Below are 12,030 nucleotides of genomic sequence, written 5' to 3'. Positions count from 1 at the left end.
AAGTTTCAACCTATACAAAATTGTGTTGTAAAAATCCTTGGTTAAACAACGTTGTAAAATGTCTCTGAATTCCTTTTCAGACAAATCATTGAAATCAAAACATGACCAATCTGATAGAATACGAAAACAGTAGCGATGAAGTGCGTGTAATTTATGATGATATCCGTGCCACGCGCTCCTCTGACTATATCAACAACTTTTGGAAAGCCTTAGCCAATCATCCCCCCACCCTACGGCGAACTTGGGAAACTCTGAAGGAAGTCATGGCAGGCGCTGGAGAAATAGATCCATTGGTGCGGGAGTTAATTTATATTGCGGTGAGCGTCACGAATGGTTGTGAATACTGCATTGCCTCACACACGGCTGCGGCACGTGCTAAAGGAATGAGTGATGATGTGTTCGCTGAATTGATGGTGATCGTCGCTACCGCAAACATGACCAATCGTCTCGCTAACGGCTATCAAATTCCAGTTGACGACAAATTCAAGACATAGCAGTTTTTCTGTCCGATCAAACTTCGATATGGTTTCGGTTCTCAACAAAATTAGAAGAACCCTCGTTGTGGCAATGGTGTACCGTTAATTTCGTAGTCGCCGAGCGCACGAGCCTTAAAGTGATTTGGATTGTGTGAGGACAAGGTGCGGGCGTTGCGCCAGTGACGATCCAAGTTGGCGCTTTTCTTAGTTGTGGAAGCCCCACCAACTTCAAACAACAAGGTAGCCGAACGTAATGCCAAATCATCAACAATCAATTTAGCCTTGGCTGCACTCAGAGAAGTTGCCAGTGCTGCTGCTGTTTCTGCCTCCTCTCCCTGGGCTTTGGCAGCAGGAAGGCGATCGAGACCATCACTCGAAACTATGTTTTTTGCCATAGTCTTTCATAAAAGGGATGTGTTGAAAATAGTTAGCATCAATTACCCCATCTTTCAAAGCAGTCAGGACTTACGCAACTGGCACAAGCGATCGCCTACGACAAAGAGTGCCGAGTCCCCAAAAACTAAACGATAAACATGGGAACATCTGGACGTTTTAGTTGTTGAATTAAATAATTTGACAACAATCTATGCTTAATTTGATAAATTGTTTGACCAGTATATCGCGCTAATTCTTTAAGCCTAACCCAGACTAAAATAGCGCAGGCAATATGATTATCCAAATGTGGTGAGCATCATTATGGTAACGAGTTTATTAATGATGGTAATAGTAATTATTTTGGAGCAAAAGTTACCAGAACTCGACCAAGTACAGACACAAGAAGTCGAACAGGTAGAGCTTTCGTAAAGGAATCAAAAAAGCATTCTTTTAATGCAATTTTGCAGCAAGTGAGAAACGCTATACTAATGTTCGCGGCTTATAACCAGGCGCGATCGTATTGCACGGGCCAAACTTTATCCTGTCCTAACTTTTTAGCAGCGTCAGATGCCCAATAAGGATTGCGTAAAAACTCTCGCCCTATCAAAACAATATCGGCTTGACACGTTCGGATAATATGGTCGGCTTGTTCTGCTGTTGTAATCAAACCTACAGCCCCAGTTAAGATATTTGCTTCATTGCGGATTCTCGAAGCAAATTGAGTTTGATAACCAGGTTCAAAGGGGATTTTTACGTTTGGTAAAGTACCGCCACTCGAACAATCAATTAAGTCTACGCCTAGTGACTTGAGTTTGTCTGCAAGGGCGATACTTTGCTCGATATCCCAACCATTCTCAGCCCAATCAGTTGCCGATATTCGTACCCACAAGGGGTAACCTTCCGGTATAACTGCTCTTATCGATCGCACAACTTCTCTCAAAAGACGAGTACGGTTTTCAAAACTCCCTCCATAGTCATCCTCGCGGTGGTTGCTTAGAGGCGAGAGGAATTGGTGTAAGAGATAGCCATGAGCAGCGTGAATTTCAATCACCTTGAACCCTGCTTCAATAGAACGTTTAGCAGCTTGTACGAAAGCTGTGGTAATTTCTTGAATGCCAAGAATGTCTAAGGCTTCAGGAACGGGATAATTTTCACTAAAAGCGTTCGCACTACTAGAAACGACAGGACGCCAACCACCATTTGATTCATCTAAAATTCTTCGCTCAAACCAAGGTGGTGCTGTGCTCGCTTTTCTCCCTGCATGAGCCAGTTGAATGCCCGCGAGCGCACCCAAGTTGTGAATTACTGTCACAATTTTAGTAAGCTCTTCGATATGTCCGTCCGACCAAATCCCTAAATCTTGTGGACTAATACGTCCGCGTGGTTCCACTGCCGCTGCTTCTGTCAAGACTATACCCGCACCGCCAACTGCACGACTTGCCAGATGAACCAAATGCCAATCATTGGCATAACCATCTGTACTGGAATATTGACACATTGGCGAGACAGCAATGCGATTGCGAAAAGTCACTGTACCAATAGTGAGTGGTTCAAATATATGTGCCATCTTTATCTTTTCCTATGCATTTGCCTACATCGTTAATTTCTTTGAGGATGATTTCTACCACACATTGTGCCTAATCTAACGAGAAACTCAATTGTCAGTAAATTGATAGGTTTATGGTACTTTTTTCTTAAGGAGAGATTTATCATAGATTTCCTTTAAAATCAAGCTATAGCTCGATACGGTTCAGTTAAGGATAATTGTAGGTTGGGTAACGCGATCGCGTTACCCAAGGGAGCCGCAAGAATGTTGGGTTGAGGAACGAAACCCAACCTACATAAAATAAGAGCTATATATTTAGTATATCTAACAATTAGTTTACATAATTTTAGATTTACATAGATTTTATTTACAAAGCGGTTGCATTTCTTTGAGTGTTATGCAAAAATTGTAAAATAATAAACTAATAATCGGTCAGAAAACAGTATTTTAAATCGGAAAATTTTTTGACAGGTTTCAAATTGCCAGAGGAACCTATGCATAATTGGTAAAGGTGGTTTTGCGAAAAGATATGTGCATCAGACGCCACTGAACGTGAACTGAAAGACTAAGATCCCCGATTTTGCATGAATTATCGGGGATCTGATAGCTCACTCAAGGCGATCGCATTCGGCGTTGGTCACAAATTAAGATTTATGAACGACGATTGCGTAAAGTTGAGATTATATGCAGTCCAAAAGGTTAATTTACATGAGCCAGAGTATTAATTTTCGAGGCTACCAAACGTGCGGATTCTAGAGCGCCTGCCATCCACCCTGTCAGGTAGCTCAAATGCTCTCCACACAAATATATACTGCCGTCAGGTTCATTGAGTCTAGCATAATACTTCTGTCGTAAGTCGGTGGTGTAACCTGCCCAGCCGCCTAAGCTATATGGGATTGTTGGCCAATAAATTGTGAGGCCGTTCTCAAAATCTTGTCTATACTGCGGGTGAATGTTGCTACCCTGTTCCAGTGCTAAGGCAAGGCGTTCAGATGGAGGTAGAGACCCTATTTTTACGTTATTTCCCTGATAGTAACCAAGGATAATTCCTTTTTGAGACAAGTAACCTTCTGACGGATACCAAATTTGAGTAATATCTTGATCGGTCCAAGTAATGCCGCCGAAGATACCCTCATCTTCTTCCCAGAAACGTCGTCGGAACTGCAAGCCACCTTTTCCAGCTGGTGTGTAGTTATCACCTACGTTACTAATTGCCTCCTGCATCTCGGGAGAAAAGTCCGACGGGATGCTCTTGAGTACTGGTAGCGGAATAGTGCAGATACAGTAGTCGCCATTGAGTTGTTGTTTTGTACCAGAGCTATCTGTGTAAACGATGCTAACACCGTTAGATGTTTTGCGAATCTCCTTGACCTCTGATTGGAAAGCAATTTTCTGAGCGACTCTACTTTCAAAGGCTTTGGCTATTTGATCCATTCCACCAACTGGCTTCAACATCGTCGTCTGTTGCTGCCAATCCCACTCAAAAGCTTCGTAGTTGGCAAATCCTAATTGAATTAACGCACTCAGATCGTAGGGATCGGATGGCGTACCCGATTGCTCCCCACCACCCGGATAATCAGTAAAGCCACGACGGCTCGAACCTTTATAGAACAAGTCTGGAGATAAATTTCCATAGGTTCGAAGAAACTCAACGAGTCTTTCTTTGTCTTGAGTCGTCAACGGCGCATTAATTGCATTCTGGTTAATGGCTTTAGCCAGCAGTTCTGATATGTAACCACGTATATCAGTTATGGCTTCGCGGGCGCGGACATTCCGACCCGATAAGGAACCTGCGTTCTGAGTGTTGTGGTAATATTGTCGTCGGTTAGCGTTGACGTGTACCTCAACAGCAACACCCAATTCCCTACAGTAGTCTAAAGTGATGTGTTCTTGAGGAATACGAGCAGGACCTGGATTGAAGTACAAACCGGGATCGAATTGAACTGTCTGTGTTTGTCCCAAAGTATCCGTAAACCGATCTCCACCTCGAAGTGTCCAACATCGACCACCAGAACGTTCGCGTGCTTCAAGGATGATGCAGTCGTAACCAACTTTGCCCAACTCATAAGCACAAGCCATTCCCGCCAAGCCTGCACCAAGGATTATGACGCGTCCGCCTTTACTGCTTAGCTGTAGCTGAAATGGACCTTTTTGTGATGGACTCTGTGCAGTTGCTGGTTTTTCTAACAAACCCAAAGCCTTCATAGCTGCGTAAGCTGAACCTCCAGATACAGCAACAGTTGTGATGAAATCTCTTCTCTTCATAGTTAGTCCTTTGTTTGTCACAAGTTAAAGTGGTCAGCCATTGGTCAATGTCTGTCAGTTAGACAGGGGTCAAATCACGTCACAACTGACTGTTTCTGGTGTAAGCAGTTCATCATGGCTACTGACTGCTATCTATCGCCTCTTTTTGGATAAACAGCGACAGCCTCAATCTCAATTAGCCAACCTGGATCGACAAGACCTGCGACAGCAACGGTTGAGCGAGCAACCTTTGTTGGGTTTGTTTGTGTATTGAAAAATTGACCGTAAGCGTCAAACCAACCTTGGTAGTCTACTTGATTGTTCAAATCTGGGTCAGCTACAAGGTAGACACGCAGATAAATGACGTCAGCCAAGCTCAGACCTGCATTCTGCAACACAGTTTGAATTTGCTTCAAAGTACCAATAGCCTGGGTTTTTGTATCACCATAGCGATCGCGAGTCCGTGCTGGCGCGTCTGGATTAATCGCTGGCGGTACTGTACCACTTGTCCAGAAATACGCCTGACCTGTCGGTACTGCAACAGCCGATGAAATTGGTGATGTATCGGAACCGTAAAAGGTAACTTTACTTGGCGCTGCTGTTTTCTCAGCTGCTTTGATACCTACACCAACTGATTGCATGACAAGTAAGCTGACACAGATTGTCAATAGTAGCCAAAGACTCACTCTAAACCATTGGCTGATGTATTTTTTCATTTTTTGAGCTAATATTTAATTCACTGTAGTTTCACATAATTTTGGTATGATAATCAACTAGTGGAAGTTAAACAAAGATTAAGCGCAAATTAGCTATATCTACAGTAAATACGTTATAATGGTGGTTTAAGCATATGTGCAAAGCCCGCGTGAAAATCCTTTTTCCCTAGCCCCCTTGCCCTATTTTCAAATCTTGTTATTATGCCCCTACTTTGTTAACACAACGTGTATTTTTGCCGCCTTCTTGACATTTATCAAAAGTAGTTTTTTTAGAAACAATTTCTTGTATTGTATTCAATGCTTTCTCTTGAATTGGTTTGGGAACCATCGTTCCAAATTTTCCCAAGTTTAATATCTCTGGTTTTTCTAAACCGATTGTATAAATTTGCCCTTTAATTTGGTTTTGTTTTGCTAGTTCTGCTAAAAATGCTATTGCTAAGTCAAGTCGTTTGACGGCACTTGTTAAAACTGCTTTCGGTGCAATTTCTAGCTGATCCAGAGTGTTTCCAAAAGCATAAATTCCTTTTTCACTGGCTGTTTGCAATACAGCAGGCGAGGCATTGTCCAACCACTGATAGATCACATCAGCACCGGAAGAAATGATGGCAACAGTTGCTTCTTTAGCTTTAGCAACATCATTCCAATCCCCCGTGAATGTAGAGCTAATTTTTATATTGGGCTTGATGGATTTTGCCCCCAATTCAAAACCCCGCAATTCTTGTTGAGTTGCTTCAAATTCTTGTCCTGCAATGTATGCTAACTGACTGGATTTCGTCATTGATGCACCAATAATTCCACATAGGTAGCTTGCTTGCAGGTGATCTATTCTCAAAGAAGCTATGTTGGTACCACTGACTGCTCCATTGACACCAACAAAAAAGGTTTTGGGAAACTTGGGTGCAATTTGTTGAATAGCTGCATCAAATTGCCCCCCATGAGCAATCATCAGGTTATACCCCCGACGTGCAAAATCTGAAAGTGCTTCTGTTTGATCTGCTTGTGGAACTTGTTCAACATAAGCAGTTTCAGCACCAAGTCGTTGTTTTGCTAGCTGTACGCCTTCGTAACCAGATTGATTCCAAGCTTTATCTGTGATAATTCCAGGAAGTGCGATCGCTATCTTAAATCCTCCGCTATCTCCTGTAGTTTGTGAATTATTACTGCAAGCTTTCAATAGTAAACTAGTACTCAAGGTAGCTGAACTATATAAAAGAAACTGACGCCTGCTGAAGTTGGCTGCCATATATAAACCTTAAAAGGTATAAAGTATAAAGAATAAAGGATAAAGTAAGAATTTTCCAGATAATGTAACGATTTATGACGACATCAAAGACAGTACAGCAGTTACAGGCGCAATGGATAACCCCTGAGAACTTTCGCCGATACGGACAGGTGATTTTTCCCAGCCAAGACGGTAAACACTTTGATGAAGAAGATGCTCAATTGCTATTAGATAAAGGCATTCCACGCTTTTATATCATGAGACTGCAAAGTAGAGGGCGGAAATTTCACAAAATTACCCGCCATGTTCAATGCACTCAGTGCTTGGGTTCTTTGGAAGGAAAAGATTGGTTAATGGCAGTTTGTCCTCCTAATAATGGTGTAAATGAACCAGTATTAGAGGATATTGCAGCTTTTCGTATCCCAGGAAATTGCTTTATAAAGTTAGAAGTGGGAACATGGCATGCTGGACCTTATTTTGAACACGAAGTTGTGGATTTTTACAATTTAGAATTGAGCGATACTAATGTTGTAGACCATTTCACTCACGATTTTCTTAAAAGTCATAATTTGGAGTTTGAGATGGTGTAACCTTTAATACGTAGTAAAATACTGCTTTACTCCGGTTGTGAGAATCATTTCATTCAACTACTTAATGATTATCATATAGGAATACATCGGGAAACAAGATATGTCAAAGTTTTTCTACGCTTCCAGTCGATTCAGATATTGCTGAAATCGCTGCACAATTAAGGACAGATTACACCTTGAGAACCCCCGATGCTATTCAAATGGCTACCGCTATTAGTGCAGGTGCTTCAGAGCAATTCACCCAACCACAGCATCAAATAAGTTGTAACACCATGGAATGCAATCTTTGCCTTGTCTCAGCTTTCAGATATTGCTCTTGTAAAGGTTGCCATTGCTGCCATAACTGATAGCGATTCTCTGCTAGCAAAGCTGCAAGCGTAGGTACCTGAGTTTGAACATCTGATTTCAAAGCATGAGCCAACCATTCCGCCAAAACAACACTATCTTGCATTCCCCCCAAAATTTCTTGGATGTGTTTGATTTCTTCCACATACGTCATGTAAGGCTCATCATATATGTCAGTAAATAGCTCCATCTGGTAGCGCAGGCGTTTGGCTTGTTTCCGCAAGCTATGAAGGGTTTCCCCATTTTCTGCCAATTGTTGCTCTACTTTTGCGGCTTTCAAGTTTCTGGAAATAACAATTTCCGTTTCCTGTAACTCAGTTCCAATCAGCCATCCCGGATGCAACAAAAATTCACTAATCTCAGGCAAAAGTAAATCTGGTAACACTTGCTCAATTGCCATAGCTCCAAGTGGTTGATAGGTTGGTTCTTCTAACCACTCTTGCAATTTCTCTTTAAGAGACTTGTAACGTTCATCCTTTAAGGTTACTTTTACATTTGAGAGAGCATCTTCACGTTGTTTGCCCAAAACATCCAAAGCAGTGTCCAATTGTTCTTGTTCTTTACGGGGTAAACGTGGTTGGTAAAGATTTTCTAAAGTGTCTTTAAGCACATCTAAATCTCTAAGATTACCCAAACAACGTGCTATTTTTCCAATATTTTTATCGCCAGCTGCTTTTGGCAAATCTAAAGCCGGAGCAAAGCTAGTTACAGTGGTACGCAAGCGCCGCATTCCCACTCTCATCTGATGCAGTGCTTCGGGATCTTTATCTTTTTTGACTGCGGCTTCCCACTTTACGGTTTTCTTCAAATGTTTTTGAAGAGCTGAATGAGCACAATTTCCTAGAGTTTTTTTTTGTTTAGGTTTTGAAGCTAATGTCATAAGTAAGTCAGTGCGATTAAAGTTAACTAGTCACTCTTTGTCATTGGTTATTAGTCATAGGTAAGGGTTTTAGGTATATTTACATTTTGTAATATAGTTTTCTTTCTTCCCACTTACCTACTAAATCGTTGATACACTTACAATACCAATGTCTGATTATACGAAATTATTGAATAATATCATTTATCATTTAGTTAAAAATGTATATAGTGCTTTGAGATTTTTTGTATTATTTCAACTGGTCATATTAGCTTAGTCTGCTTGTCTGTAAGTTGTACTCAACCATATGAAAGATTTTTAAGATTATTTACACATTTACTTAATAACCCTCTTAGAGGGAATTTATAAAGTAAAAATTGAAACGTTGTATGTTGAGTATAACGTAGGGAAACCAAACATTTGATCAAATTGTTGGGTTTCGTTCCTCAACCCAACCTACATAATGAACTTATTACGGTAAATACTGATGCTATAGTTATATAATCAACAAACAAACACATTGGAATTTTGACTAAGTTAATAAAAATGCAAAACACATCTTCTTTGATAAATCAGGTTTTACTCAAATTTGCCGATAACTTTACAAAACATAGAGACGATCTTTCAGCAGTGCTATTCACGAAAGAAAAACATCTATGGCTGGGTTCTGATGAAACCTCAACTATTGAGCGTCTCTCTTTGCTCGAAAATAATCAATTCGGCGAACACAAGCAATATCATGTAGCAAATTTTATAAATTTACCAGCGCCAGAAGAAGAAGAGATCGATATAGAAGGGCTTGCTCTTAACGAAAATTATTTATGGCTTGTTGGTTCTCACAGCTATAAACGGAAGAAACCCAAGCTTGATAAATCAGATGAAAAAAATATTAAAAGACTGGCAAAAGTTGAATCAGAACCCAATCGGTATTTCATAGGGCGTATTCCCTTTGTAGATGGGGAATTATTTCCATCCTGTCCTCACCCTACAAATCCCAATAAAGTGTTGTCTGCAGCCAAGTTGGAAGTTACTGACAACGGGAACTTGCTCATGGAGGCATTAGCAAATGACCCCCATTTGAGCTTTTTTGTGCAAGCGGCAATTCCAGGAAAGGACAACGGCTTTGATGTTGAGGGAATTACTATTCATGAAAACAGAATTTTTCTGGGTTTGCGCGGTCCTGTACTGCGGGGTTGGGCGATTGTCCTAGAAATAGAATTAGAAGACTCCAGTCCTGAATTGATGAATTTAAGAAAAATCGGGGCAGAAGAACAGAGGTATAAAAAGTATTTTCTTTCTTTAAATGGTTTGGGAATAAGAGATATATTTTTCAACGGTCAAGAGTTCATTATCTTAGCAGGACCTACTATGGATTTAGATGGTCCCGTACAGGTGTATAGTTTGAAAAATGATGGGAATTTGCAAGACAATGTTTTGCATTATCCAAAACTTGTACTTGATATTCCTTATGGTAATAAAGACGACCATGCAGAAGGAATAACTCCGTACCAAGATATAACTGGAGTCCCTTCATTATTAGTAGTTTATGACTCTCCTAGTAAGAAGAGACTGGTGGGCGATACTGGTGTGATGGCAGATGTATTTAAGTTAGAAACTACAAGTTAGTAGATATTGCTTGTACAGGACAAGTGGGAATACACTGTTCGCAAACAATACAGCGCGATCGCATAAATGTCAGCTTGTAACTTTGAGGATCTAGGTTCAGGGCTTCTGTCGGACAGACGCCCGTACACAAACCGCAATGAACGCACAAGTCTTCATCAATAATGATTTCTCCTAGCGCCTGAGAAACATTGATATTTTGCGATCGCATCCACTCTATTGCTGCATCCAATTCATCAATATCCCCCGACAGTTCTACCACCAATTTACCAATCTGATTTGGAGCCACTTGAGCGCGAATGATATTTGCCGCTACATTAAAGTCCCGCGCCAATCGGTAAGTGACTGGCATTTGAACAACACGTCTGGGAAAAGACAGAGTAACTCGTTTTTTCACGTTTATACCATTTTGGATTTTAGATTTTGGATTTTGGATTGAGAAAGCTTTGCTTAGAGTAAATTTCACCCTACTATTTGTCGCATTATTTTTTCAACTTGGTATTATTTCTAGTAATTATTTCAAATATAATCGCACTGACTCTATTCTAGAAGTACTATTTTACTAACTAAACGTCCCGAACAACAAGCTAAACTGAAGAGACCAGCACTTATTAAGTTTTAATAATTCTGTTATGAGTACGGAACCAGCTGCTAACTCAAAAGAAAAATCCGAATCCCCTGTCGTACCGCGCTTGCGAAACTTCCTAATTGCGATTGTCGCGATCGCTCTTAGCGTTGCTCTAGTGTTAGGGCTGAGGACAGAGACAACCTCTGCTTCCCTAACTCAGTTAGATGAGCAGTCTACACCTTTAGAAGTCGCTTTAACCAACGACAAACCCTCATTCGTAGAGTTTTATGCGAACTGGTGTACTGTCTGTCAAAAAATGGCACCAGACATTGCACAGCTAGAACAACAGTATGCGGACAAAGTTAATTTTGTCATGCTTAACGTAGATAATACCAAATGGCTGCCAGAAATGTTGAAATATCGTGTGGATGGAATACCCCACTTCGTGTACCTTAGTAAAGATGGGGAACCTATTACACAAGCAATTGGCGACCAACCTCGTACCGTCATGGCAAGTAATCTAGAAGCTCTAGTTGCTGGTTCTCCTCTGCCATATGCTCAGACCAATGGCAAAATTTCCCAATTTTCCACACCAGTTGCACCAACAAATACTCAAGACGATCCCCGCAGTCACGGCAGCCAAGTCGTTAATTAATCCGATCCACTAGAGCACCAGACCATTAATCCGAAAAACCCGGTCTCTTCAAGTCGAGTATACGAGATATTAAGCTTGCCAACTCAGATAAACCGGGTTTTTTGTCCCCGTTTTAACTACTGTATCGGTGCTCTAGAATTTAAACATCCTATGTTTGAAACGTCCTATGGTTAAGACTTCACTAGCTCCTCCAATCGAAGCGATTCACCTTTCAGGCATTAGCTGGCAGACATATGAAACGTTGCTCAAAGAACTCAGCGATCGCCGTCTCCGGCTTACCTACAATCGTGGCAATTTAGAAATCATGGCTCCCTCTCCAGAACACGAACTGAGTAAAGAAGTCCTTGGTCGTTTTGTCGAAACGCTGGCTGAAGAGTTGGAAGTTCAAATCTATCCCCTTGGCTCAACCACATTCAAACGCTTTGAACTGAGCGGTGCTGAACCTGACAAATGTTTCTATATTCGCAACATTAGTGCTGTTCGAGGTAAGCGGCGACTGAATCTTACTGAAGATCCTGCACCCGATCTAGCGATCGAGATTGATGTCACTAGCAGTTCCGAAAATCGACTCCAAGTCTACGCCGATCTTGGTGTAACGGAAGTCTGGATTTACAACGAGGAAGCTTTAGTCGTTAAACAACTGCAAAACGGCGGATACGTCGCCTCCCAAACCAGTCAGTTTTTTCCAAATGTGCCAATTTCTGAAATTGTTGGATTTCTACAACAAGCTGAAACGATGGATTATCTAGAGTTGGTAAAAGCGTTTCGTAAGTGGGTGAGAAGTCAGATTGGGCAATGAGGAGAGCCGAGG

The 12,030-nt window shown here is 41.2% G+C and carries 13 protein-coding genes; 6 read left to right on the top strand and 7 right to left on the bottom strand.

Translation table 11 applies throughout. The features are described 5' to 3' along the window. Positions 1–101 precede the first annotated feature (101 nt). Positions 102–494, top strand: a complete 393-nt coding sequence (locus tag F7734_RS18335) for a carboxymuconolactone decarboxylase family protein (RefSeq protein WP_155746028.1) — start codon at positions 102–104, stop codon at positions 492–494. 50 nt (positions 495–544) lie between these two features. Here F7734_RS18335 and F7734_RS18330 read toward each other — a convergent pair whose 3' ends face one another. From F7734_RS18330 to F7734_RS18300, 5 genes are all read right to left on the bottom strand, one after another. After that, positions 545–871, bottom strand: a complete 327-nt coding sequence (locus tag F7734_RS18330; RefSeq protein WP_243146948.1) for a hypothetical protein — start codon at positions 869–871, stop codon at positions 545–547. 479 nt (positions 872–1,350) lie between these two features. Next, positions 1,351–2,418 carry an NADH:flavin oxidoreductase/NADH oxidase gene (locus F7734_RS18315; protein ID WP_155746027.1) on the bottom strand — a complete coding sequence of 356 codons (1,068 nt, stop codon included), beginning with the start codon at positions 2,416–2,418 and terminating at the stop codon, positions 1,351–1,353. A gap of 678 nt (positions 2,419–3,096) precedes the next feature. After that, a complete protein-coding gene (locus tag F7734_RS18310) occupies positions 3,097–4,662 on the bottom strand; it encodes a flavin monoamine oxidase family protein (RefSeq protein ID WP_155746026.1) in 1,566 nt (521 codons plus the stop codon). 128 nt (positions 4,663–4,790) lie between these two features. Next, positions 4,791–5,357, bottom strand: coding sequence for a RidA family protein (locus F7734_RS18305; protein ID WP_155746025.1), 567 nt, complete (start codon positions 5,355–5,357; stop codon positions 4,791–4,793). Between the two features lie 199 nt (positions 5,358–5,556). Beyond that, complete coding sequence (locus tag F7734_RS18300) at positions 5,557–6,600, bottom strand: BMP family protein (RefSeq protein WP_155746024.1); 1,044 nt, start codon at positions 6,598–6,600, stop codon at positions 5,557–5,559. Between the two features lie 74 nt (positions 6,601–6,674). Between F7734_RS18300 and F7734_RS18295 the strand changes: the two genes are divergently transcribed. Then, on the top strand, positions 6,675–7,169 hold the full coding sequence (locus F7734_RS18295; protein WP_155746023.1) for an ureidoglycolate lyase: 495 nt from the start codon (positions 6,675–6,677) through the stop codon (positions 7,167–7,169). A 98-nt stretch (positions 7,170–7,267) separates the two neighbouring features. Then, positions 7,268–7,516, top strand: coding sequence for a PIN domain-containing protein (locus F7734_RS65360; protein ID WP_347566226.1), 249 nt, complete (start codon positions 7,268–7,270; stop codon positions 7,514–7,516). Here F7734_RS65360 and F7734_RS18285 read toward each other — a convergent pair. Then, the gene (locus tag F7734_RS18285) at positions 7,423–8,394 is read right to left on the bottom strand and encodes a CHAD domain-containing protein (RefSeq protein WP_155746022.1); all 972 of its coding nucleotides are present in this window, start codon (positions 8,392–8,394) and stop codon (positions 7,423–7,425) included. The two genes, F7734_RS65360 and F7734_RS18285, sit on opposite strands and share 94 nt — an antisense overlap. A gap of 525 nt (positions 8,395–8,919) precedes the next feature. On the opposite strand from F7734_RS18285, the gene F7734_RS18280 reads away from it, so the two are divergent. Beyond that, entirely contained in the window at positions 8,920–9,999 is a 1,080-nt protein-coding gene (locus F7734_RS18280) for a DUF3616 domain-containing protein (RefSeq protein ID WP_155746021.1), read from the top strand. Here F7734_RS18280 and F7734_RS18275 read toward each other — a convergent pair. Further along, on the bottom strand, positions 9,989–10,393 hold the full coding sequence (locus F7734_RS18275) for an NIL domain-containing protein (protein ID WP_166481982.1): 405 nt from the start codon (positions 10,391–10,393) through the stop codon (positions 9,989–9,991). The two genes, F7734_RS18280 and F7734_RS18275, sit on opposite strands and share 11 nt — an antisense overlap. A gap of 235 nt (positions 10,394–10,628) precedes the next feature. Here F7734_RS18275 and F7734_RS18270 point away from each other — a divergent pair, with 235 nt between their 5' ends. After that, positions 10,629–11,219 (top strand): thioredoxin family protein, encoded by a 591-nt coding sequence (locus tag F7734_RS18270; protein ID WP_155746020.1) that lies wholly within the window; start codon positions 10,629–10,631, stop codon positions 11,217–11,219. Positions 11,220–11,385: 166 nt separating this feature from the next. Further along, complete coding sequence (locus F7734_RS18265) at positions 11,386–12,018, top strand: Uma2 family endonuclease (RefSeq protein ID WP_155746019.1); 633 nt, start codon at positions 11,386–11,388, stop codon at positions 12,016–12,018. The last annotated feature ends 12 nt before the right edge of the window (positions 12,019–12,030 follow it).

Source organism: Scytonema sp. UIC 10036 (assembly GCF_009725235.1).
The sequence above is the reverse complement of the archived record's forward strand: the minus strand, read 5'-3'. Positions and strand labels throughout refer to the sequence as shown.